This is a genomic window from Proteus myxofaciens ATCC 19692 (assembly GCF_001654855.1).
Classification (GTDB): Bacteria; Pseudomonadota; Gammaproteobacteria; order Enterobacterales; family Enterobacteriaceae; genus Proteus; species Proteus myxofaciens.
Genome location: NZ_LXEN01000146.1, coordinates 1 through 24,558, shown reverse-complemented (window position 1 = coordinate 24,558; position 24,558 = coordinate 1). Strand labels below are relative to the sequence as shown.

Here is a 24,558-nt window from a genome sequence, read left to right as displayed (position 1 = left end):
ATTTATATATTATGTCATGAATTATTATCGGGAGTATTACTACATATTTCAGTAATTATATTTATATAAAATTACTTTAGAAAAATAACTAATAAAACATCTTCAGGTATATATACTTAATATATTTCTTTAGTTATTGAATATAATAAAATTTAAAAATAAATTATATTTTTTATTGCTAATAATATTTTTAGTTACTATGATAAATATTATAAATAACATATTTTACAGTTTTATTTAGTTAATAATAAAACCGTTAAAATAATAGTTAAATCAACAGAATGAAAACAAGGAACACTATTATTTAATTACAAATTGAAATTTAATTAAGTATATCTATCACAGTAAAAACACCTATAATTTTTATTTAAAAAAATAGATTGGTATTTTTATCCTAAATAAAGGGAGGGCAAGCTATTCATAAATAAAATATAAATTAGTTACAAAGTCGATACTATCAATATGCGGTTTATACTAAGTAATCTGCATAAATAAATCCGTATTTTATATGGCGAATATTTCTTCCTCTTATAAATCCACATATTGTCAGAATCGGTATCTTATTACTCTGTTATTAACGTTAATGGGTAAATATATATGAAAAGTAAAAATAATTATTTCGAGGAGATGATTGGTCACTATAAAGGTGATGGACCATATTTACATGATGGGCAGCGGGTTATGCTCGATGCTGCTTCAGGAACGTTTAATCTTCCTTTTGGTTATACGCATCCTCGACTAATAAATAAACTTAAACACCAGATAGAGCGCTGTGCTCATTTGAGTTCAGCTTATACCAAGCCTATTGCTGATCAAATTCTAAATCAGCTCAAACCACATTTACCCGATGGCATTGATTCACTCTGGTTAAGAGACGTTTCTGGTTCAGGTGCGGTTGAAGGTGCTATTCGTATGTCTCAAAAATATACAGGGCGTACCGGTGTAATCTCTCTATTTATGTCTCATCATGGGCAATCTTTAGCTACCGCTAGTATTTCTGGTAACGCGTTTCGTCTTGAGCACTTTAATACAATTATAAATGGTTCATTCAAGATCCCAGTTCCTGATAGTGAATTAGCAGGACAAGAAAGTGCTAATACTTCAAATCCTACTCGCTTTTGTGAGTTGGAAGATTTTATTAATTATGGATCTAGTGGCAATATCGCTTGTCTCATTCTCGAACCTATTCTTGGTAATGGTGGCAATATAGTGCTACCTGTTGAATTTTATCGCCAATTACGCGAAATCTGTAATAAATACAATATAGTATTAATAGCTGATGAAGTTCAAACGGGCTTTGGGCGTACTGGTACTTTTTTCGCAACCACAGGTTACGCCAAAGAACTTAAACCAGATATCATTGTTTTTGCCAAAGGTGCAGGTGGAATCGGTATTCCCACTGGCGGCATTCTAATGAATCACAAACTAGATGTACTTGAATCCTATGAGCATTCTAATACATCAGGTGCTAATCCTTTATCTTTAACCGCGCTTCACGAAACTATCTCTATCATCGAAGATGAACAGTTGCTCGAAAATGTACAACTTAATGAGCCTTATCTGCGTGATGCCTTGCTTAAACTACAGGACAATCACGAATTAATCACTAATGTTCGTGGGTTAGGCTATATGTTTGGTTTCGATACACCAAGTCCAGAAATTACTACGATGGCGATTGAAATAGCCGCTGAGCATGGACTCATTATACGGGGTTCTCGCTATGGCAAAGGGCGCGCTATCAAAGTACGTCCTCCACTTATTTGTGGACCAGATCATATCGACGAACTGGTTGCTAAATTGGATTGCACTTTTACTAAACTTGAAAAAAAACTGAATATTTCAAAGGAGATTATCTGATGAAAGCTCTTAAATTTAACGGTGTCTGGGATACATCACTCATTGAAGTACCTTCTTTGCAGTGTATCGATTCTGACGATGTAATCGTTGCAATTGAAGTCTGTGGCATATGTGGTACAGATGTGGGCATTATTACTGGTGATTATCCTGTCGCAATTCCTGGAACAACCTTAGGTCACGAGTCAACAGGTCGAGTATTAAAGATAGGCTCAGGTGTAACTCAATTTAAAGTGGGTGATCGCGTAGTTATCAATCCGACATACTCCTGTGGAGAGTGCCGCATGTGTCAAACAGGTAGCCCTAACCATTGTGAACGTAAGCTAGGTACTGAGGCTGGTGTTTCCTACAATGGCACCTTTGCTGATCAATATCGCGCTAAAGAAGGGTCTTTACTTCATCTTGATGACCATGTCAGCTTTGAAGAAGGTGCTCTTACCGAGCCACTAAGCTGCACTATAACCGGTGTAGACAAGCTTAATATTACACATACAAATATACGTGCTTGTGTTATTGGCGCAGGCCCTATGGGAATGCTGTATTTGTGGAGTTTATATCTACGTGGTGTTAAAGCATTTTTAGTAGAAAAAAACGAGTTCCGCAATCAATTTGCAAAAGAAGTTCTACCTGAAGGAACACGTGTTTATACAGACTTTGAAGATGCTATGCGAGAAGAGTATGGCAGTGACGATGAAAAACTGGATTTATGCGTTGATACTACAGGCTATCTTTCCGAAATTGTATTTAAGCGTTTAGCACCAGGTGGCAAATTACTCAACGTAGCTCTTAAAGATTTTACCGCTAACTTGGATGTACTAAAAATTGCAGATAAAAGTCTATCAGTGATTGGTTCAATAGATTCTCTCAATAACAGCTTTGAACGTGCCTATGAAATTATTCGTGACGGGAAAATTCCTGCCAATAAGTTAGTAAGCCATACTTTTGACTTAAATAATTACCCACAAGCATTTGCTTCAGTGGGTTGTAACATAGCAGAGAAAAAACAACAACCAATTACTGAACCAAATTGTAAAGTGCTACTGCGTATAGCAACACACTAGCAGGAGTAAAAATTATGAGTTCTTTATTCGTTATATTTGATATCGATGGCGTTATAGTCGATAGCGAGCAGTTGCATTTTGATGTACTCAAAGCTCTTTTGCCTGAACAAACGAAAAAGGCTAAACCTGAAGATCTCATCGGCCTTAGCCTAGAGGCAACATTAGCAACCCTTGGGATCAACGCTGAACAATATGACGAAATTATCGTTGAGATTGTTAGCGCCTATAAGGCTATGCTTGGGCCTCGTTATCTACGTTCCGGTATTCGTTCACTTATCGAAAAACTTATTGAGCAGAAAATCCCTTTTGGTTTTGTCTCTACTGCTCCACGAGATATCTGTTTATCTAATATTGGTACTTTAGAGTTGCAAATAGAACCATTGCTTATTAGTGGTGATGATATCGAGCGTACAAAACCTTACCCTGATCCCTATTTGGCTATGTTACGGTGCCTCCATGCAGACCCCGATAAGACTATTGTTATAGAAGATACGGATCTTGGTATTAAAGCTGCAACTGCAGCAGGTATTAAACATGTTTATGGTTGGCCACACTCACTTTCAGGTACAGAGAGTTACATTAATGCACGAAAAGTGATCAACTCATTAGATGAAATAGATACCTTTGACGCGATACTGAATTCAAACGAGAAGTAAATCTTAGGTGCCGGCGTATTTTATAATGCCGGCACCATAAAATAAGGAGTACTAACAACGTGATTGAGAACAATACTTCACATCGTGTTCCACGAGCAATTATCTCTACACGCATCGCCTTTTTTATTGCAGGTCTCAGCCTAGCCACCTGGGCTCCGTTAATTCCATTAGCAAAACTACGCATGATGGCTGATAACGGAACTATGGGTATGGTAATGCTGGCATTTGGTATTGGCTCATTATTGATGATGCCTTTATCTGGAAGTCTCGCCTCGCGCTATGGCTGTAGGGTTGTTTTTAACTTAGCGACTTTAATTATGTTGATACTATTGCCAGCACTTGCGACTCTCGATACACCATTAGCCTTAGCTTCAGCGCTATTTGTTTTTGGTTGTGGTATTGGGGCTATGGATGTAGTTGCAAATATACATGCAGTACAGGTTGAAAAGCTAGTAGGCCGACCTGTTATGTCTGGCTTTCATGCACTATTTAGCATCGGTGGTATTGTAGGTTCAGGCGTTGTCAGTATGCTAATTATCTATGGACTAACTCCCCTGTTAACAGTAAGCATAATCATGATATTAGTCCTTGTGCTTCTTTTGATCTCTTTTAAGGGAATGCTCACCAATTCTGAACCTGATGACTCACCTTTTTTTGCTATTCCTAAAGGTATCGTAATCGTACTTGGTTTTTTGTGTTTCGTCGCCTATATAATGGAAGGATCAATGCTTGATTGGAGCGGTATTCTGCTTACAAGCAATAATAGTGTTAGCGCTAATTTTGCCGGTATTGGCTATACAATATTCGCCATCTCTATGACGATTGGACGCTTGCTAGGAGATCGCCTTATCAAATTTTTCGGTCGTTTCAACGTATTCCTATTCAGCTCGCTAATAGCAACAATAGGGATTGGGGTCGTTGTAGGCTGGACACATCTTTTCACGATGACTTCTGGTTTTTTCCTTATAGGTGCAGGGCTTTCAAATATTGTTCCTATATTATTTAGCGCAGCAGGACGACAAACCGCAATGCCAACTACACTTGCAGTCGCTGCAATATCAAGTATAGGTTATTCAGGGATTCTACTTGGTCCTGCGTTTATTGGCGCTATTGCTTATCAATATAGCCTGACAACTGCTTTTATTGTCGTCAGTGTGCTTTCTTTGAGTTTACCTCTTTGTAGTCATCTTATAAAAAAATAAGCGTTGTGGCGTATTTATAAGGATAATACTCAATCAGAAAACTGATTAATTAATAGAAATAATTTGGTTTATTCTAAGAATAGAAAATGGCTATATACTTTAGATTTATAGGTACACTAGAGAAATAATGTGTTAGAGATAAATCGCTTCCATAAAATGTTTATCGCCCTTTTCTTTTGGCTTACTGCTATCAACTTTTTTAGCTGTTAGTTTAATATTGGGGGTATAAATCTTTAGAGAATGCAATATACCCCCATTTGTACCTCCAAAAGGAGCTTTTAAGAGACAGTAGGAGATGCAAGAAGATATTAAGAGAGTGTGCAAGAAAAAAGGAATCATAACAATAAACTTCAAATACTCTTCATTAATACTTTAAATCACACTATGCATTTTCAGTATCAATACATAAAAAATAAGCTATCAACCATGCTATAAAACTTAATAGCAAATTCACTTTTGATTATTTTTGTCAGCCGAGATGTTTCTGGATATAAATTGTATTAACTATAGATGAACGACACAGAAAATGAAAAAACATGTTTGAACTTCAAAAGTAGCAACTCAGTCGCGACAATACCAATCAGTATTAAAAATTCTTTTTTTATCTTTCATGGTATCATCATTATTACTCATAGTTTATCACTAAACAAAATGAAATAAGTAAATAACGCTTTGCGATATGACAGAATCAATTTGAACAACAACATGCTTCACTTTTTAACTTATTAATGCCATACCTAGCATCTATATTGTTAAAATATCCTGTGGTCTTTCCGCTTTTTCTATAAATTACATTTATTCTATTAACAGTGATTTCATACTCCCCAGATAATGCGACAGGAAACTCAAATCTCTTAAAATACTCTGAAACAATATTACTTTTCTCAGTAGAATCTAAATAATAGGATTGATTTGTTCTTTTATTTTTTACTTTAACTTGGATGACGAAATCCATAGAGTTACTATTACCACTGAATGATAGTTTATGGAGATATACATCTACATACAGGGGCTTATCATCTGTCCTAACACATATATCAGTGCTATATGAAATATTTGTTTTTCTTTCATAATCTTTATTTGTATATTTTTGCCATCCCCAACAATCCCACTCATGATATTTTGCTAAGGCCGGATAGGAAAAAAATGATAGAAGTAATATAAAAATTGATATAGATTTCATTTTAATTCCTTATTAGTTTAGCGTTTTTTTTATAACATTGAAATGTTCATTTTTTGAGCACACATCCTTTAGCTTCTGTTTGGATTTATGATTAAAGTTCGGACTAACACCTAAGCATGTTTCTCCAAGTCTAACTGAGGGTTGGGTTCCATTTGATACCTCTAAAACAGCGCCTTCAGGCATACCGACTTGTTGATACGGACTGCTGCTACTAATGTCCTGATCGTAATGGTAATCATATGTTGGATTATTTACCCATCTTGATGCCCAAAATGATTCGGTAAATAAAGCGGAATTACCTGATGTACCATATCTTTGCAACATATCAGCATCTAATCTGGCGTATGATAAAATTCTATTTTGTGAGAAGCCATCTCTTGCAACCAACTCCTCCATTCCAGAATAATTTGAAAGAAGACGATTAATTAAATTCCTCATATTGGCATCGTTGGTACTGTTTCTTGCATGAGTTAACGAACCTTCGACATCGTAGAAGTTAAGATCTGGCCTAATAACATATATATAGGTCACAAATTCAGGATCGTAAGGTTCAAACTCATTCGGCCTTGAGAGTGATATCGCATGCTCAACGACTGCTCTAAGAGACTGTGATGTGGAAACAAAGTTACTACACATCCCATCGATTGACTCACCTTCAAAATGATGTGTTAAATCATTATCGGGAGCTCCTTCTCTAAGTGGCCACATACCCCCAGCCTCATGTATATCACTTAGTGTTCTACTATCCGCTCTATATACAACACTTGTAGGATTTATAGCCCAAGAAAACGGTATTTGTAATAAAAGAAAAACAACAATTAAAGCTCTAATCATAGTTATCACCTCTTTTTTAATAAGTGACCTTATAAATTGAATTCAATTATTTTTAATTTTTTCTCTTGATATAGCCTAATCCTCTGTGTGTATTATTTAAAACATTCAAAGCTCCAACCAAAATATCTTTTCCTTTTACATCTAACAGATAATAATCTCCATTAAATAAGGCACCGGCAGTATATACAGGTACGTTTCCATATATAGAATCATTATGATTATTACTATAATTTTGGCTATGTGTGTGTCCTACGAATACAGCTATGACATCACTTTTATTAATCATATTTTTAAAACGTTCCTTTTCTACCCTAGTAGATCCGTCATAAAAATGTTCGTTACCATCATGGAAGTTTAGGATTGTAACTTTTCCTCTTTTATCCGCTTCCAACAAGTCTTTTTCCAACCAATCCAGTGATGATTTGATATTTGCTTTTATAGCACCAGCCCCGTAGGCTACGTGATTTAAATTCACTTTATAGGTAGGATAATTTTGTAGTTGAACATAGTGGACATCTCCAAAATCCCAAGAATAAGATAAACTTCCATCGATGCTTCTAGTTGTAAGCCCTACCATGGTATCCTTCACATCCATATTAAAATTGTTCAATACTTTTGAGTAGCGCTTTAGTTCGTCGGCCATTCTTGCAACTGCTTCTGTGGCGCAACCATCTTTATGACAATCCCCAACATTATTGGCATAATCATGGTTACCTAATCCCTCATAAACAGGGACTTGATTTCTCTTATATACATTGGCGTAATCACTATATGTATCGGCACGGCCAAACTCTGTTAAATCACCGTTTACGATATAAAAAAATACACCATCTTGGGCTTTTATACCTTCGGATACTTTTCTATTTACCTCTAACCAAGGCCCTCTACTTTTTTTAGAATTAGGATCTCCGCCATTGCCTAAACGCCACGGCTGAGGATCCGCCATGATGACTATCTTGTAATCTTTTTTGTCGACATTATTTATGGCTTTTTCTTCATTTGCTGTAACTGATGCATTAGCAAACATGCCACTCGTCAGAGCCCCAGCCATTAATATTGCGAAAAGAATCTTTTGTTTCATAATTGCATACCTTTTTCATCAATTCATTGAAATTAAAGAGGAAAAAAGACCAGATATACGCCGATAAAATATCATCTAGTATCCTTAATCACACAACTCTCTAAAATAAATCCTACCTTTCTTAATGAAAGAAGAATTAATTTAAATTATTTTTTAATCGTACTCGATTGGATTAACATTAATCATCCAGCCTGTTAGCTTATTACCTGCACCATAAGCATCGTTAATCGTTAATCGTTAATCGTTAATCGTTAAGATGCTATTTGTAATTTTTGGGTCATTCTCGAACGGTAAATCAAAGAAAACTTCTTTTGAACCGACTTTAGCTATCATAAACTCTCCTTTTTTATGAACCCAAAAATCATTAATGTTTTTTATATAATAGACTATTGTTAAGTAATTCATTAGATTTTTTTAATTTTTTTTACAGAGGGGAACATAAAAACATTAATTATCAACTAATTAAAAAGTAATTATTTACATATCATTTATCATTATCAAAAATAAACATAAGTAAAACTAATTAGTGATATACCTAAAAATTGCTACTCATCTAAATGGTCATTAATTAAATTCAAATACAAAAAACCTCGCCGAAGCGAGGTCTTTAATAAGTTGTTTGGAACAATCGGGCATTTCAGATTACTTCAACAATGAGAGAGCAAATAATCAAAGGTATTGATCCACTTAAGTTCAAAAATCAATTTCTAAGAAGCCATCAAGCCCTTCTTTATTTTAATAATAAATCTATTATGAAGAAAGACTAGTGATGATGTTCTAAAATATTGTCAATTCGAAATTTATTCTGTAGAAAACGAGATAAAATATTATACTTAATATTATTGATGTTAATAATCCGCTTGTCTTAAGCCTGGCGTAAATTAATATAAGCGAGAATAAAAATACGATTTGAATAAATAATGATTTTCCTCCTGCATAAATCTGACCACCTAAATAAACATTATCCAAACGCTACCTAGTATATTAATAGGTGTTAGATTTTTTTTACAAAATCTAAAGTAAAAAATGAAAGCACTAAGATAACCAATATAAGATAGACTACAGTTTTATTTTTTTATGTATTAGCACTCCATAGTTCTAAATAATAATTACTCATTTCCGTTCATAATAAGATCAACGAAACCTTCCAACGTCAGTCCAAAATTGATTAATGCTATAATGTGGAACAGATATATCGTCTTGTTGCTTAATTATTTTTGTTGTTTCTTCAAATGGGCTTGGTATTTCCATTTTTCGAATAGTAAAAAAACGATAAGTTATGCTTTCACCTTTACCTACAGTTTGAATATCATGCACAAAATAAGAAAAAGGGTGTTATCAACAGGGTGAGTATACCAGTGGGGCTAAGATGGCATTGGCAGGTTTTGAAATGCATGAGCTTGACAGTCATTAATCCACATAGCTCTATTGTATGCTGGTTTCCAAATTTTAGGTTGTAATTGGAGTCGTTGTTCACGAGGATGCGTTTTAAAATCATTTATTAATTTACCTTATTTAGCCATAAATACGCATCTTATAAGTAACAATAAATCCAGCTAGAAACAAAATGTATTGTAAGGTAACAGAATGAAATAATTTGGGATAAAGACGACTGAAAGAAGATATAAATGCTATGTTGTTTGTTATCAGTTAGAAACTTAACATAAGTAAAATTAATTATTGTTATCTATTTTATGAACAAAAAGTGTTTTTTTAGCTTGTCAATGCAATGCTTACTATAGTGATTAACCTCAGTGCTGCGTGATGAGCATAATAATAGATGGGATATCATTCTTATAAAAATTAAGCCTCTAATTTTTCGCATGGATTCGACTATATTTTTTGTTATAGACAAATTGGTTATTTATTATCCCTAACCTTGTGATTTTATCTTGAATGAATGACCATAAAGCCACTTTACGATGATGTTTTACATGAAGCATTAAAAATAGTTTAATGCTTCTAACTTTCTGGATGATAACGGTAACCATACGGAGTTTGACGTACTTAAACTAATGTGATGGATGAAAGATGGAAAAGGAAAATTATTAGGGAATACGATATTGGAAGCGAAACCTTCTGGCGATTCTATAGCCATATCCATTAGCTTCATAAATCACCAATTTTGTATAGATAATCTGTATAGGAAAATTCTATACAAAAAACCATACAACAAATGGTAGAGCTTTCAAGAGACGTTAAGAGATTTCAGGAGACAATGATTTTATTGGGTTGCTTGATTTTACTGGGATTAGGAGACTTCAGGAGACGCTAGGAGATGATGAAATGGCGGAGGAGGAGAGAGTAATACACAACGATCAACGCATTGATAATAAAAAGTTATTTTAACTCTAACTTTATAGATACCCCCAAATGTACCCCCTGATATTTTTGTCATGCCTGTTTTGAGGTGATTTTTAATATCAATGTTAGCCCTACACTTTCCAATAACATCATTGCATAAATATCATCAATGGGGATTTTATTGCAGATAATGAAATACCAACCAGAAATAACCCTACCCGTGTTTTTCACTGCCTCTGTTTCAAACGGAACGATGACAACCAAAAATATTTTTCATCTGATAGGCTCCTCTCTTTAAGAGGTGTGGTTAATTTGCGCACCTCAATATGAGGTGTACAAAATAGAATAGGTAGGCTGGTGAACTTATTCGAAGTGCCCCGATATTTTCGGGTTAGTTGAACTGGTCATCTTAAAGAGGGTAAGTTGCGAACTAGGCTAATAACATTGGGTTAGTTTAAAGAGGCGAAATGTCCTCTTTAGCTTTACCAATTTCGAATCGGTTTATTGATACTAAATTTTACTAACCAGCAACTATCTGCGCCCCTGTTAGCTGATAGCCATTAAACCATTCATAGCGACCTGTAGCAGTTACTTTATTTCCTTTCTGGCAGGTCATAAGTTCCAGTGCGTTAATATCAAATGCCACCATCTTTAATGGGTACGGGCTACGCTTGTCACTCTCAGCCTGAATAGTCATTGTGGCCATAACTTTACCTGTGGCTGTTTTAACTCGCTCAGGGGCTTTTATTACCGTTCCTGATGTGGTGATCCTGATTGATTTTGCTTTTCTCATTTCTAGTTTATTCATCTTAATATCATCACAATATAAGCTATTAGTTAAAATAAAATACTGGTGAAATTATTAATGTATAGGTAATAGCTCTAATTAGCAGGGTGATCTAAACGTTAATTTACCCATGATGATACGGGATAATCCCGCATGTAACTATAAGTTATTGATTATACGTAATTCCGTTAAATCGACGGAATCAAAATACAACTAATTGATAACGTTTAATTCTGTCACAAAACCAGATTAACACTCATTGGTCATCGTTTCAGTGACCAATGGTAAGAGATGGCAACACATTGTTTTTATTGCGAGAGGTCACAGTGACCACCTGAAACCTTGTATCAACCTTATGGTTAATGCCTTACCGTTATCAGCTTAATCCTCACCGTAGTCTCGCCGTTGCGGTATTGCCAGCCAGTGACGAGCCTCCAATTTCAGAGACTCATGCCTCCTTGAGATTAAGGAGTCCTATTATCGTTTCGGTGCTGGCTTCGTCCATTGGTAGGTTGGTGCTGTCATTCTGTGCCTGTGACGCTCCTTAGCCTGTATTGTCTGCGCTACGCCTGTTCTAATGGCTAACCTATCGCGTCCGTTGAGTGATTGCCCTTGCTGGTGGGCTAGCTCCATCATAACGGCTTCTATTACTTCACGTTGTAACATGGCTATACCTCAAAGGGATGATCATTTCCGCCATACCTTGATTGTGCTGAATTGAAACAATCAAAGGCCATCATTCCACTAGCATAAAACATGCTGTTTTGCTGGCAACCAGAGTGGCAACCGTCAAAATGGCAACCTCGCTCACAGGTTTAAATACGCTATCTCATGGCGAACCCAAAGTGACGGCCTCGGATAAATCAATAGGTTATGTTTCATGGTGGCGACCAAGTTAAATCCGTCAAGACTAGTCCAAACTTATTCCCCTTGTTTTGCTGCGTACCATTCTGCGTACTTTTTCACAACATCATGATTTTATTTAATTATAACGAATCGTTAGAACTAAACACATACCTACTGCGTACCTATTTAATTTTGGACGGGGCTTATAAATTCATTTAACACGATAACAAGTTTTGATAAGTTTTCGACCACAACAATTACTATGTTCTTATGTCTGGTTCTGATGTTAACAATTGTCAACATTTAGCGGGTAAAGTAACCAGTGAAATATAGCCTTTTCGGTGGATACCTTAGTGGATACCCTACAATTATTTCACAATCATAGTTCCATCGTGTTTTAGTAGTTAGCTGTACTGGCTAATATTTAGCTACTTTAGCTAAAGGCACTAATTCGTAGTTTTGATATGAGAGCTTCATTTCAAGTCGTCCTCAGCATCAAGGGTAGCATTTCAACTGTTACCCTTTCCGACTATGGCGATAATCACCATAGTACAACACTCAATTTTGAGCTTTGCCATGTATTCAATCAGTTACAAGGCGCAATAATACGCCTTGCTTGTTTTACAGTAAGTTACTCTAACTTTAAGTTATGGAATTACCCGTTAAATCCACTAGCAATTTTATATTTTCTAATCTGTATAACAGTGTTATACGCTGATATAATAAGCACTCATTGAGTTAATAACGGACTATTATCATGAGTAAATCTAATCTTATTGCCTTTCGTCTCCCTACTGAACTACAAGCCCTGTTTAATGATGCTGTATCGAACTCTGGTAGCGATAAAACAGCGTGGATAGTCTCCGCTATCAAAGAGAAGTTAAACCGTCCAGACAGTAATCCTGACGCTCGTATGCTATCGCTAGTGGAACGTCTAGAATCGTCTGTGGCTTCTTTAATTGCTGGTAAGGCAGATATCCCACCTTATACCTATAATGAGTCTGCTGTCGTTTCTGTGGTTAATTTAGTGCTATCAGAGGGCATAGATAACGGGCGCATTATCGCGGAACGAATTAATGAGGCAGGCTATCAAACTAAGGCAGGCAAAGCGTGGGATAAAGATATCTATTCAGCGTGGAAGCGCCATAAGGATATTACAGGAAAGCTGAATTAAATAATATATCAACGGGCGGTTTTCGCTAACTAACTCGCCCGTTTAGCATAAAAGGATTATAGGAACTCATTTCCTATGTTGTTATTTACCTTTTTGTTTACTAATTTCATTTTTAATGTTCTGAATTTCTTCAGGATAAACTTCTTCGCGGAAATATTGTTTTATTGCCCTATTTTCATCTGATTTTTGTTGAGCTAAAGCTTTAAGTCCTTCGAGAACAGCTTCACTTTCTGAATCGTACTGTTTTAAAGCGATCCATGTCTTGAGCATGTAAAACATATCGTCAGGCAATGTAACTGTTAATTCATTTGATTTTTCATGATTACTCATTTAGTTCCCCTTGGTTTTCTGTATGTACCTTGGACTATTTGCTTTTTAAGTTATGAAATCAAGTCTGGTTAGAATAACGTCTAATGCTGTGTAACATAGTATGTTTTTTATACACGAGTACCTAACACCTCAATGTGATACTAATTATAAAGGAGTGAAAGATACCGCATAACTATTTTTCACTCTTTCAATGATAATATCTCACTGCTTATGCTCCTGCCTTACCAATCCTTATCATCTGGAATATTAGCATTTACCCAAGATATCCAAAGATTCAGCGCTAATAAACCTTAGGAAAACTTAGGATTGAGACATTAGAAAAACGTTAAGATTTGTTAGGATTTAATATTTATTTTTGTCGCTATCACCCTATATTTACAGTCTTTCTAACGTGTCCGAAAATTCTCTCTACTATGTCCAAAAACTATTTTCTATGGGATGTATAAACCGTGTTCTTAACGTGCCCGAAAAGTCATTTCACTTACGCGCGTACTGTTCACGAAAGCATGAAAACTAACTCTTCAATTCTTCATGAATATACTTAGTTAAATTAGGTAGCGTTTCCTCAACCGCTTTTTTCAAGAACTCTTTTTTAGCGGTTGGGCGTTTAAATTTCTGTTTAACTTTCGGGTCATGTACATAAACGGCATAGCTGGCGGAATAACCAATACGTCCCGTTATTTTTGTACCATTAACCGTGACATCCCTAAACTGACTATTAATCAATGTTGATGTATCAATAGGTGTATAAATTGCGGCTTGTGCTCCAGCATCGAAAAGGAACCGTTGCATAGCCCGTGATACTCGTTGGTCTACATGCTGGCAATATTGTAGAAATGATTGGTTGCGACCTTTCTTTTTAGATACTTTTACCTTTATCATTATGTACCTTCAATATTATAAAGGGCAGGAATCTGCCCTATTATGCTTTTTTATCAATACTTTTAATTACCATTTTCTTACTTTTTCTAACGCGCCGCCACTACGCATCTCGTTACCAAGTACGTCATAAACCGCACCTCTTACCATCTGCTGTATCTGCTGTGCTTCCTTTTGTGTAATGCCATTCGGTGCCTGAACTTGGAATGTAAAGTTCATATCACCCATGCTGACACCATTACCACCTTTACCCATTTGTCGATTACTAATAACTCGACCATTATCACCCGGTATCATGTATTGACTACCGTTCGATGCTTTGAATATCTCTGGCTTGCCACCTTCACCCACTCGATACATAGAGCCAGCATTTACGGGACCACCATTTTTACGAGCACCTGCAAGCGCAATCATCGCGGGTATTGCTGTTGCCATTGCCGCCATACCCCACGTAGCCGCAGATCCCATAGTGGCAATACTCGTTGTTGCTGCCGCTGGAGCCATAGCGTTTGTGATTGCCGCCCCTGTTGTTGTTGCTTCTGCTACAGCTTGAACATTTGAAGCCTTGCGCATAGCACTTTCAGTAACCATATTCTTAATCTGTTGCATACCCATTTCAACCAGAGCACTAACCGCTTGATCGACAATTGTTGAGGCTACATTCTTAAACGCATCATTTAAGTTTTGAGCACCTGTTAATAGCCCCGTAATCACGTTAGCGGAACGTTGTCCTAATGCGTCTAATCCATCAGCTAAGAATTGATTAGCTTGGCTTTGGTTGCGCCATATATCCCATTGAGCATTCATGCGGTCTTGCTCGTATTGTGTATTAGCCGCATTCATTAACGCCAAACCCTGCTCTGTGATAGCGCCTTTTTCAGTCTCGAATTGGCGGATCATTTCAAGTTTCTTAGCGTGTTCGTTAGCCAGTGATTGAATCGGGTCATATTGGCCTTTGACTTCATCAATAGGGTCGACAGTAGCATTGATTTTTATTTCAGCCATGCCGATATCAAAAGCCTTCATTGCTTTACTGCCTAGCTCTTTAAAGGTTTCTTCATCAATGAAATCATTATCAAACATGCGCTTAAGCTCCTCAGCCTCTTGTCTGAATGCTCTTGCAAGTTTTAGCTCAGGGATAATTTCTTGTGATTTCATAAAGTCATCGACTTTCTGCTTAAGGTCGAAAACCTCAGCGGCTTCTTCGGCAATAGCTTTCTTTTGTTTATCAGTGGCATCAGCACCTAGCCCCTGAACGGCGTTAAAAATAGCCATCTCTTTATTTACGTTAGCTGCGCCAGAACTTAACAGCTCAAATTCTTTTCTTAACGCCTCAGTCTGTTGCTGTTGCTTTTTGATAGCGTCATTTACTTTATTATTTGCTTTCAATGAATTATTAGCATTCGATTTGCTATTTAATGCGGCTTCTTGGGCTTCACGTAAGTTACGGATTGCCTCTATCGCTTTCGGGAGTTCAGTATTGTAGGCATCTGAACCTTTTTTTATCCCCATTTGCATAAGCAGTAACGAGGCATTGTATTCATCCAGTGCGGGCTTACCGTCTTTCATGCCAATAGTGAGAGCTTGTGTTCGTTGCTCAATATCAGCAAGGGAGTTAGCAAGATTCAAACTTGCCGTCTTATCAAACTCATCCGTTAACTCTTGTATTTTTTGTTTAAATATTTCAGAGTCTTTAACAAAACCATCAGCAATTAACGCCTTTTCTAACTCTTTGATGGCTTGTTCTTTCTTAACAGCTGCTTCACTGCCTAATTCCAGTGAGCGGGCTACTTGTTGGTTGGCATCCACTATCCCTTTAGCTTGGCGTTGATAAATTAATTCTGCTCTGGTCAGCTCATCTGTTTGTTTTGCTCTATCTTTTGCAATATCAGCCGCTTTACCTTGTGATACCGTCCAGCGACGAATATTTTGCTCACCCTCGGAAATAAGTAGCTCATATTGCTGTTGTTTCTTGGTAAGTTCACTTATAACTTTAACTAGATCATCACGTATATAAGGAGTACCCACCTCAATATCTTGTTCTTTTTGTGATTTTATTTCTTTATTTATTTCAGCTAATTGTTGCTCATAAACTCCTAATTCTTGAGTAACATTTTTAAGACTTTCTTTTTGCCCGTCTAGCTCTGTGGCTGTTTCTGCTATCTTCTCGCCTAATCGGTTAGCCACCACTCGCGCCTGTTTTTCTGACAGCTCATCGATTTTATCAATCCACTGATCTACCCTGTCATTAAACTCTTTCGTTGCGGTATCATCGTTCATTGCGTTATATAGCGCATAGACACCTGCGGCAGCCAAAAAGAAGACACCTGTAGGGCCACCTAATAATCCTACTGCGCCTCGCAATCCTTGCATCGCAATAGATTGAGTTTTAGCGGCTTGGGCTGCGCGACCATTGGCGGCGGTCACTGCGTCCGTTGTGGCGACTAGTGTAGTTTTCGCTTTTTGCTCTAATGCTAAGGCCGCATTTAATTTATGGGTCGCATTAGCTTCAACTTCTTTTGCTTTAGCAACTTGTGCCTCAGCTCTAGCCAGTTCTTTACCTGCGGTCGCTAAATGTGTTTTGATTTTAGTTTCTGTCGCATGTAAGGCATTGCTAGCCTTGGTCACTAGCTGTAGATTTTCCTCACTCGCAGTCATTTGATAAGTTATCTCAGCATCCTTGAGCATTGCAGCCTGTCGCACTCTAAGTGACTCTAAGTCACGCTGCTTGATATCATTAGAGCCTTCTAATGTATAAACGTGCTCTAACGCTGCCTGAGCTGCTTTTAACTCTGCTTGTGTTGATGCCTTAAGATTTTTTGCGTTAATGACTTCTTGGGAGGCAGCAGCTTGCAATGCCTGAGCCTTCATTTGAATAGCGCGAGTATGTGAAATTTCGGCTTGTGTGGCGTTAATTGCCCCTTTAGTGTGCTGTAGTAGTGAAGTCGTAGCACTGCCGATATTGGAAATATATCCCGCACCCAGTAGTCCAGATACATTACTAATCACGCCAGTAAAGCGCGCGTTCACACTCGTTGCCTTATCTGTCGCCATTGAGGCAGCGCCCATTTGCCCCGCTAATTCACTCATTTGACGTGATAGACGGTTTATTTCAGGCATTTTTAACGCACTGGAAACCGCTATTGCAGATTTATTGAATTGAGTAAATGATTTACTTGTAGTATTTGCCTCATTGCCTAAATCATCTATTTTTCTTCTTGTTTTTTCCATTTCACGGTTAGCCTCAAGAAGGCTAGCTGTATCGGCATCTACATATACTGTGTAACCTTCACCATGATACATAGTCTGTTCCTTGTGGTTAATGTACAACTGATAAGGTTGATAAGGTGCTTCCAGCTTTTAGTGCTTGCCTATTTAGAAAGTTAATTACTTTATATGCCTGTTCCGTTAAGGAGTAAGGCTTCGTAGATAAGTTAATTAATGGAGAGAGTAAATCATACGCCTTACCTTCAACGTCAATGTCTTCGCCATCCGCTTTAACGACAAATACCGCATTATCAAATAGTCCAGCCGCCAGTAATTCAGGAACAACTTTGCCTGTGATGTTGTTATAAGTGACTAACGTTTCCCCTGTTTCAGTTTTTAAATTATCAACATAAATCTGAGCTATAGTGCTTGCTAACCGTTGTAATTTTTCCATTAGAACCCCTCGTTATGTAAGGCATTAATTAGTAACCCTTGAATTAATTGACTAATAGGTGCTCGCTGGATAAAAAAATCTTTTTCACCCTGTTTTTCTTTAAACTTTTTGACGCGCTCTATTATTTCACTATCAATTGATACTGGTCTGAAGGTTCTTTTTTGCTTATCCATGTTTATTTATCCACCTTGTAATTTTATACAATACAATTATAAATTAGATTAAAAAATAAACAATAGTTTATTGATGCAAATAGATACAAAATAGGAATATTTTCTATAAAAATTAATACTATTGAAGTAATGAAAACAAAAAAAACCGACTCAAAGTCGGCTTTGTTTTTTGAACTGTTTACTATTTTAAAGATGCGCTATATACAGGGCTTTTAAAAGTATAAGTTAGATAGGTTTTCCCTTGATTTGATACATTCATTCTTAAATTTACTTTGTATCCATCTTTATCAAAATTCATATTAACATCACCACAATCTTGGCTTCCTAAGCAATTAAAAAAATCACTTTCATCTTTGATAGTATGTGTTTTATTTACAGGGGGGCCATATACTTTTTGTAATTTATTTCCCGCTTGTTCATATAGTTCAAATGCTTGCTCTCTGGTTGTTGCTTTCTGATCGAAGTTTTCAGCATAAATTATATAAAATAGCCCTAACTTATCGTGAAATGTTGCAAATAAAATAGCTGCGTTGTGTCCGTCAGGTGTTTCTTTGAAAGTACAAGAGTGTCCAGCATTACAGTCTGTATCCTTTAAATTTAACACTTTCACACTTTCTTTAGTCTGCCCCCACTTAAATCCGTAGGGTGCTGGTGGGTTGTTATCACATCCCGATAGAAACAAAGCCAATAGAGCCGTTATCATGATTTTTTTCATTTAGTGATCCCTTTAGTTGATAAGGCTAATTATACATAACCGCCTCAGCTTATGCTTTAGCGGTTGTTACCTTGCTATTTTTTAGCCCATTCCACCAGCTTTTTCTCTGCTATAGCTTGTTGTTCTGGAGTGATTTCTCCGCTAGGTAGCCCGTACATATCAAACCGATTACCGCCCAGAGTAAGAGCTTTCAAATAAGCTTTACGGCTGATATATGAACGCAATCCTTGTTTAATGTGGCTCTCAGGAATATCCAGTCCTTTATCTTTAACCTCAGCAATCATAGCTTCCTTAATGCCAATCATTAGCGGCTTGGCTTCTGGCTCACTAAATAGCGTCCAGTGCTGCGCTATACGGTCGATACGATGCTGTTTCTTCTTCGCGTGAATATCCGCCTTATTTTTCTTCTTGGGTTGTTGTATAGCTTCCTGTGGCGTTTTAGCTTGTGTATTTTCTGGTGCTTCTATTACAGCTTTACTTGTTACGTTATTGTTATTTTTATTTGATGGTAATATCGGTCTACTCATTTTTTCTTTTTCCTCAAAAAACTTTTTATTAAATACGCGATCAGGTGTTGGTTCAGTCGGTTCAGTTGGTTCAATTTGTAAAGATGTTTGTTTTTAAAGACTTTATTTAAAAATACTGAACTAACATTAACCCTATTTGAACCAACATTTTTAATGAATGAACCAACATCAAACCTAAACATGCCAACCAGTGAAGAAAGGCTCTAATCTTGGGTGTCGGTTCAAAATACTAATTTGTTGGTTCAAAACATCCTTTTGTTGGTTCAGTGTTGGTTCAAAAAGTGTTATTTTTTCCTTATAAATCAATAAAGGCTATCTACTGAACCAACTGAACCAACACTAAAACAATAAAATTACACACATGAAAAAATAAATGGCTTTTATCTATTAATTTCATAGTTTTAATTAAATGTTATCATCCTCGTCGTTTGTTTCAGGGGCAAATTGCAAGACGTAAACATTAAATTGCCGTCCGTCTATGCGTGGGCTTTTCCGTTGATAACCTCTACCACTGGTAGGCGGTGTTAACATACCTGCTGTTTTTAATACTTCTGCAAATTGCTTGTAGTTAAACCCAATGGCGATTTCTTTCTCAAAGGTAGAGGGGAATGTGTAAAAGATGATCGGGTCATCCTCGTCACTACCTTTCTTCCTATACCCTGCCAGATCTCTGATTGGCATATCCCGAACGTCATAAGGTAGTGGTGCGAAACGACTCAATCCATGCGCATTTAAAAAGGCTTCGGCTTGCGCTTTGATTTGCTCATATTCTTTATTGCCCGTACCAAACTCGGCCACCCACACATTAAAGATAGCCTGAACCGCATCCCGACAATCTTGTTCATTCCACCCTGTGATAACACTCCCCATCAACAAAGCGGCTTCCAGTGTGGCAAATCGGTCACTCGCACGGTGTACTTGCTCCCCATAACTGCTCGGAATTAATTTATTCCAGCGTTGCTGTGCGGTTCGATAGGCTTCTTTGGCATTGTCTTTGTGGTCAGCGAGGTACTCAATCCAGTAACGTCCTGCCGTTCCGTAGTTATCTCGACAATTCACCTTGATTAAGTCGGCATGAGCTTTACCTGATTCACATCCGTGTAATTCGGTGGCGCGTTCCATTGGAATATTAAGCAATCGCACTAATTGCCCTGCGTTGACCTTAATGCCAGCCATAGACAAAAACGTCTCAATATCTTTTTCGCCTGTACTCACAGCGACTGTCTTCCAATTTTGAACCTGCCGATTACCGCCTTCTTTCGCACCTTGTATCTTGCCTTTGCCATTAAATAGCGTGTAAGCGGATTTATAGACATGTTTCGGGTCGGCTCCTTGTCCGACTTCATCAAGATATAAAAGCCCGTCATTGTGCGCTACCGCTTCGTTAGTCATGCCGTATTCAGTACCGTACCACGTCAAGCGTTGTAAATCGGGTTCACCGTATAAACTCACCGCCATATCTGCTGCTGTTGTTTTTCCTGCGGTGGATTGTGCGTATAAGTGAAGCCCAAAACTGTCAGTTCCGATAATACTTGTCATAGGGGCGGCGAGTGCTGCTCCGATAGCTATCATCATAAAGTTGTTACCGTTAGCTAATCGAGCGACATCATTCCGCCAGCTTTCTACTGTTCCGCTTGTCTGATAGGCGGTAGCGGCTGCGCTTTGTCCGTTAAAAAATATCGGTTGTTTAGGCGTTCCAATGATTGAACCATCTGGCATGATGTATGCGCCTTTATGCCAGCCTGATTTATTCGTAATACTCCAGTCCTCTTTGAATGGTTGACGTAACAGCCAATCAGAGAATGACTGCCTTAACCCTGATTTTGTCGTGACAAATAACCCTGCGTTTTTTAATGTGCGCCACCCCTCACGCTCTCCAATATCACCCGTTGGTATCGCCTGAACGTTGTTATTACCCCATTCGATAATTAAATACTCTTGATTGAGGTCATTAGCCCCTTTCGTAATACGTTTTATGGCGTTCGATAACCACTGCTCATGATTGATGATTTCCCCTGTTTCCTTATCGGCTTTCGGTGTCACCAGGAATACGCCATCTTCGCGTGATTCAATACGTGTTTTCATGGGATCGGGTTTAATGGCTTCGTGAGTTACATCAATCTCAATCATTACCTTACTTCCTTGTTTATCCACCTCGGCATTAAATGCCTGCCTTGCTGCCTCAATGCCGTGTGATAGGCGGTAATCATCCCAATCGGCTTTATCATCGGTAGGAGGTAAAGCAGCGACACCATTAACCGCCTGAGCAGCCTTTTCTGCTGCTAACTTTCCTGTGTTTGATTGGTCGGGTTTAATATCGTTATCCCCCGCAATGATAATCTTGCTATCGGGGTATTTAGTACGCATGACTTTAGCAACGTGAATTAAGTTACCTGCGTCAATCGCTGCGACGGCATAGGCTTCTGGCTGTATTAAGTGACACGTTAGGGCAGTTGCCAATCCTTCAGCGATAATTACCGTAGAAACGTTTACAGGCTCATTGATAGGGTAATAACTGCCTGACTTTGAGCTATCTGACAGTAAACGCTTATCACCATTAGGCTTAATAGTTTGTGCGCCCGTAATAACGCCACCAGCATCCAATAATGGAATGATAAGAGAGCCATCCTGTAATAAATCCATTTCAAAACCATGTAACCCCTTAGCCTTGAGATAGTCAGACTCACCATGCTGAACATTGCTAATAGCACGATTATACCGTTCAATAAAACGTTTATGCTTCTCTATCTGCTCGTTAGCTTGATTCTGGGCTTGCTGCGCTTTCAGTGCGTCCTGTTGCGCTTTTACCTCATGGCTACGATAGGCTGGTGGAATGTCTGAACAGGTATCAATACCAATTATGTTAGCAACCTCATATGCTGCCTCAGTCACGCTACCGCCTAGAACACGCTGAACTAAATCCAATCCATCACCAGAACCACATTGATTACAAATAAACGTGCCGTTGTCGTCTTTGTTATCGAATCTAAAACGGTCTTTACCACCACAAGCAGGGCAAGCCGTGTGCGTGTTTAGGGGCACTTCTGCCCCAAGGTGAGATAATATGTTCTGCCATTGGCCGTTAGCTTTCAGCTTCACCTCACGAATAACATCAATCGGCTTCATTGAAACGCCCCCTTATCGGCTAAGGTGTTACCCATGTCATTAATCATGCCTTGCCAAACTTCACGCCCGTACCCTGTGATATAACCATTAATGACACATTGTTCTATCAAGCTAATAGCGACCGCCTCCCACAGGGGATAGGTTTGTTTGAGTGCTTCCAGCAAATAACTATCAACAAGCATTCGAATACCTTTCACACCGTCAGTAACAGCAACTTCAATAGCTTTATTGCCGACTTTCATCGAAAACCAATCACCACCATTGCGAGTAGTCACATCGTGATAGATAGCCGTTGCATAGCTATTCGCCAATGAATTAACTTTAAAATTCTTCGTTATCATGTCATTACATCCTTTTAATGAAGGGTGACAGTATCGTTAAAGCTGCCTAACTCAATTTCTTTGATTAATTCATCATGAAGTACGGCTAAACCTTCACGCCCTTGCTCTGATAATCGACAACCTTGTTTAGGCTCAAGAGTGATAAAGTTTCGATACATTCTTATTGCCATTGATGGGGCGTATTCAGGTTCGTAATGCTCATACGCTACGCCCTCAACATGATTGGCGAGTAACATACGTTCACTTGCTGCGTAGACGGTGAGTGCTGAATGTTCATTGCGATAAATAGCCGCTATGACGATTTTTTCCTGTCCGTCATTGTCATAGTGGAACCCGTTATTGTCGGCTTGCTCCATAACGAAAGAGGCAGCCACAATCCAACGCCAGAGAATGACCGTCTGTTCAATGGTGGATTTAAAGAAGCCCTCAGCCTCTCCCTTGCTAATGGCTAAAACCAACTCAAAACCTAATAATAAATCACCGTCAAAGCTGCCATTATCTAAGGCGTCTAATGCTTCGATATAACTGATCGCCTCCTGATTAGCGGCGTGAGTAATGAGAATGACACCGTGTTCGCTGTGCTCAAATGCGTTAATGTGAGAAATATTCATCATTTACCTTCTACCGCTTTATCCAGTGATTCTTTAATCTGACAGGCAACCGTCAAGGCAATGCTTATCATGTTTCGAGTTTCGTCATCTTCTTCAGCTGCGCACCATGTAGATAACAAAGTTAGTAATTCTGATGTGTGATTTTGAGGTGTTTCAATAAGCATATCTATCAGGCGCTTTTGTTCTTGTGTCATTACTTCACCTCACGCACATAGTTGATTCGGATATTGGTTAAACCGTCTCGCAACGCTTCTTGTATTACTTGTGATTGAGCTTCTTTCTGGGTAACGGATATCACTTGCTTACAAATGCCTAGCGTTAACCCTTTTTGCGTTGTGCCATACCCTGCGATTAGAAACGTTCTCATGAGCGGTAATCTCCCATATCCTGAATGTGTATCTGTGAAGCTTGTTCAATGGCTATCACTATCGGCTTAAGCGCTTTCTTTTCTTTTTTACGTAGATTCATGGCATAGCTACCACGTCTACCATGACCTTGATAAGAATCTGCTTCTAAACCGACAATCAAGTTTTGAGCCTCACCAATTGGCATGGACTCAAGTTCCGCCAGTGTGGGGATCTGAATGTGTTTAATTTCGGGAAACTCGGACAATCGGAAATAACTGTTAACCATTGAGCGTTGAACCTGCCACGATAAATCATCGGTAAATGGCTTAACCAACATGAGATAACCAGATTCAGCCAATACCATTATTTCAGGTGTGTACTTGGTGATATTTTCATCAAGGTGTGGACGTAATACGTCCTGACCTAACAAAAAGTAATCAACTCCATCAATGAAATGGCGTTTATGCTTTGTGAATGTGCGCCTTGCTGTGCCTTTCGGGCGTTGGTGTACCTCGTCAATCATGGCAAAGGTGACAACCCGCTTACCTTGATACATGAATGGGCTTAGGCTGGTGGCATTAATAGTGACCTGTCTCATTTCATCACCTCCGCCAATCGAGTGATTTCTTTTTCTTGTGCACATATAAGGCGATTAACTGCTCTCAGTAGAAAATGCGTATCGGTATCAGCTTCGTTCTCTACAGCCGTCAATAGTGGGATTAACAACGTTTGGAGTTCTTCGTTAATATGTTCAACTTCTTCCAAGGTAGATAAGTGACCAACATTTAATTTGATTGTTTTCATTTGGTCGCCTCCTCGAGGGATTTACATATTTCCGCATTAAAGTCATATGCAATAGAAATGAG

Annotated in this window: 24 protein-coding genes; 5 read left to right on the top strand and 19 right to left on the bottom strand. The window is 38.0% G+C overall.

What is annotated here, in order from left to right; translation table 11 throughout:
• Positions 1 to 597 precede the first annotated feature (597 nt).
• From M983_RS14570 to M983_RS14555, 4 genes are read left to right on the top strand one after another with little or no spacing between them, the layout of a single operon-like run.
• The gene (locus M983_RS14570) at positions 598 to 1,857 is read left to right on the top strand and encodes a class-III pyridoxal-phosphate-dependent aminotransferase (protein WP_066752493.1); all 1,260 of its coding nucleotides are present in this window, start codon (positions 598 to 600) and stop codon (positions 1,855 to 1,857) included.
• A complete protein-coding gene (locus M983_RS14565) occupies positions 1,857 to 2,915 on the top strand; it encodes a zinc-dependent alcohol dehydrogenase (protein ID WP_066752491.1) in 1,059 nt (352 codons plus the stop codon). The genes M983_RS14570 and M983_RS14565 overlap by 1 nt, the downstream gene beginning before the upstream one ends.
• Before the next feature lie 14 nt (positions 2,916 to 2,929).
• Positions 2,930 to 3,571: an HAD family hydrolase gene (locus M983_RS14560; protein ID WP_066752489.1), complete on the top strand. Its 642-nt coding sequence runs from the start codon at positions 2,930 to 2,932 to the stop codon at positions 3,569 to 3,571.
• A gap of 59 nt (positions 3,572 to 3,630) precedes the next feature.
• Positions 3,631 to 4,773, top strand: a complete 1,143-nt coding sequence (locus tag M983_RS14555; protein ID WP_066752487.1) for an MFS transporter — start codon at positions 3,631 to 3,633, stop codon at positions 4,771 to 4,773.
• A 688-nt stretch (positions 4,774 to 5,461) separates the two neighbouring features.
• On the opposite strand, the gene M983_RS14550 is transcribed toward M983_RS14555, so the two are convergent.
• The 5 genes from M983_RS14550 to M983_RS17930 all read right to left on the bottom strand — a co-directional run bounded on the left by M983_RS14550 (position 5,462) and on the right by M983_RS17930 (position 11,628).
• The gene (locus tag M983_RS14550; protein WP_066752484.1) at positions 5,462 to 5,956 is read right to left on the bottom strand and encodes a hypothetical protein; all 495 of its coding nucleotides are present in this window, start codon (positions 5,954 to 5,956) and stop codon (positions 5,462 to 5,464) included.
• A 12-nt stretch (positions 5,957 to 5,968) separates the two neighbouring features.
• Positions 5,969 to 6,790 carry an enterotoxin A family protein gene (locus tag M983_RS14545; protein WP_066752481.1) on the bottom strand — a complete coding sequence of 274 codons (822 nt, stop codon included), beginning with the start codon at positions 6,788 to 6,790 and terminating at the stop codon, positions 5,969 to 5,971.
• 52 nt (positions 6,791 to 6,842) lie between these two features.
• Positions 6,843 to 7,871: a metallophosphoesterase gene (locus M983_RS14540; RefSeq protein ID WP_066752479.1), complete on the bottom strand. Its 1,029-nt coding sequence runs from the start codon at positions 7,869 to 7,871 to the stop codon at positions 6,843 to 6,845.
• A 2,824-nt stretch (positions 7,872 to 10,695) separates the two neighbouring features.
• A complete protein-coding gene (locus M983_RS14535) occupies positions 10,696 to 10,983 on the bottom strand; it encodes a hypothetical protein (protein WP_066752477.1) in 288 nt (95 codons plus the stop codon).
• A gap of 456 nt (positions 10,984 to 11,439) precedes the next feature.
• The gene (locus M983_RS17930; protein ID WP_066752476.1) at positions 11,440 to 11,628 is read right to left on the bottom strand and encodes a hypothetical protein; all 189 of its coding nucleotides are present in this window, start codon (positions 11,626 to 11,628) and stop codon (positions 11,440 to 11,442) included.
• A gap of 937 nt (positions 11,629 to 12,565) precedes the next feature.
• Between M983_RS17930 and M983_RS14525 the strand changes: the two genes are divergently transcribed.
• On the top strand, positions 12,566 to 12,982 hold the full coding sequence (locus tag M983_RS14525; protein WP_066752474.1) for a hypothetical protein: 417 nt from the start codon (positions 12,566 to 12,568) through the stop codon (positions 12,980 to 12,982).
• Positions 12,983 to 13,063: 81 nt separating this feature from the next.
• Here the strand turns inward: M983_RS14525 and M983_RS14520 are convergent, their stop codons facing one another.
• From M983_RS14520 to M983_RS14465, 14 genes are all read right to left on the bottom strand, one after another.
• The gene (locus M983_RS14520) at positions 13,064 to 13,312 is read right to left on the bottom strand and encodes a hypothetical protein (protein ID WP_066752471.1); all 249 of its coding nucleotides are present in this window, start codon (positions 13,310 to 13,312) and stop codon (positions 13,064 to 13,066) included.
• A gap of 513 nt (positions 13,313 to 13,825) precedes the next feature.
• Positions 13,826 to 14,194: a hypothetical protein gene (locus M983_RS14515; protein ID WP_066752468.1), complete on the bottom strand. Its 369-nt coding sequence runs from the start codon at positions 14,192 to 14,194 to the stop codon at positions 13,826 to 13,828.
• A gap of 66 nt (positions 14,195 to 14,260) precedes the next feature.
• Positions 14,261 to 17,494: a coiled-coil domain-containing protein gene (locus M983_RS14510; RefSeq protein WP_066752465.1), complete on the bottom strand. Its 3,234-nt coding sequence runs from the start codon at positions 17,492 to 17,494 to the stop codon at positions 14,261 to 14,263.
• A 16-nt stretch (positions 17,495 to 17,510) separates the two neighbouring features.
• Entirely contained in the window at positions 17,511 to 17,852 is a 342-nt protein-coding gene (locus tag M983_RS14505) for a hypothetical protein (protein ID WP_066752462.1), read from the bottom strand.
• Positions 17,852 to 18,025 (bottom strand): 3-hydroxybutyryl-CoA dehydrogenase, encoded by a 174-nt coding sequence (locus M983_RS17130; RefSeq protein WP_074388181.1) that lies wholly within the window; start codon positions 18,023 to 18,025, stop codon positions 17,852 to 17,854. The genes M983_RS14505 and M983_RS17130 overlap by 1 nt, the downstream gene beginning before the upstream one ends.
• A 181-nt stretch (positions 18,026 to 18,206) precedes the next feature.
• Positions 18,207 to 18,740, bottom strand: coding sequence for a hypothetical protein (locus M983_RS14500; protein ID WP_066752459.1), 534 nt, complete (start codon positions 18,738 to 18,740; stop codon positions 18,207 to 18,209).
• Positions 18,741 to 18,814: 74 nt separating this feature from the next.
• Positions 18,815 to 19,267, bottom strand: a complete 453-nt coding sequence (locus M983_RS14495) for a ProQ/FINO family protein (protein ID WP_083954612.1) — start codon at positions 19,265 to 19,267, stop codon at positions 18,815 to 18,817.
• A 405-nt stretch (positions 19,268 to 19,672) separates the two neighbouring features.
• Complete coding sequence (locus tag M983_RS14490; RefSeq protein ID WP_066752456.1) at positions 19,673 to 22,393, bottom strand: TOPRIM and DUF927 domain-containing protein; 2,721 nt, start codon at positions 22,391 to 22,393, stop codon at positions 19,673 to 19,675.
• Positions 22,390 to 22,734, bottom strand: coding sequence for a hypothetical protein (locus tag M983_RS14485; RefSeq protein ID WP_066752453.1), 345 nt, complete (start codon positions 22,732 to 22,734; stop codon positions 22,390 to 22,392). The genes M983_RS14490 and M983_RS14485 overlap by 4 nt, the downstream gene beginning before the upstream one ends.
• A gap of 14 nt (positions 22,735 to 22,748) precedes the next feature.
• A complete protein-coding gene (locus M983_RS14480; protein WP_066752450.1) occupies positions 22,749 to 23,345 on the bottom strand; it encodes a hypothetical protein in 597 nt (198 codons plus the stop codon).
• Complete coding sequence (locus tag M983_RS14475; RefSeq protein WP_066752447.1) at positions 23,345 to 23,539, bottom strand: hypothetical protein; 195 nt, start codon at positions 23,537 to 23,539, stop codon at positions 23,345 to 23,347. The genes M983_RS14480 and M983_RS14475 overlap by 1 nt, the downstream gene beginning before the upstream one ends.
• Complete coding sequence (locus tag M983_RS17590; RefSeq protein WP_167348689.1) at positions 23,539 to 23,712, bottom strand: hypothetical protein; 174 nt, start codon at positions 23,710 to 23,712, stop codon at positions 23,539 to 23,541. Before M983_RS17590 ends, M983_RS14475 begins: the two co-directional genes overlap by 1 nt.
• Positions 23,709 to 24,290, bottom strand: a complete 582-nt coding sequence (locus M983_RS14470) for an ORF6N domain-containing protein (RefSeq protein WP_066752444.1) — start codon at positions 24,288 to 24,290, stop codon at positions 23,709 to 23,711. The genes M983_RS17590 and M983_RS14470 overlap by 4 nt, the downstream gene beginning before the upstream one ends.
• Entirely contained in the window at positions 24,287 to 24,496 is a 210-nt protein-coding gene (locus M983_RS14465) for a hypothetical protein (protein ID WP_066752441.1), read from the bottom strand. The genes M983_RS14470 and M983_RS14465 overlap by 4 nt, the downstream gene beginning before the upstream one ends.
• Positions 24,497 to 24,558: the final 62 nt, after the last annotated feature.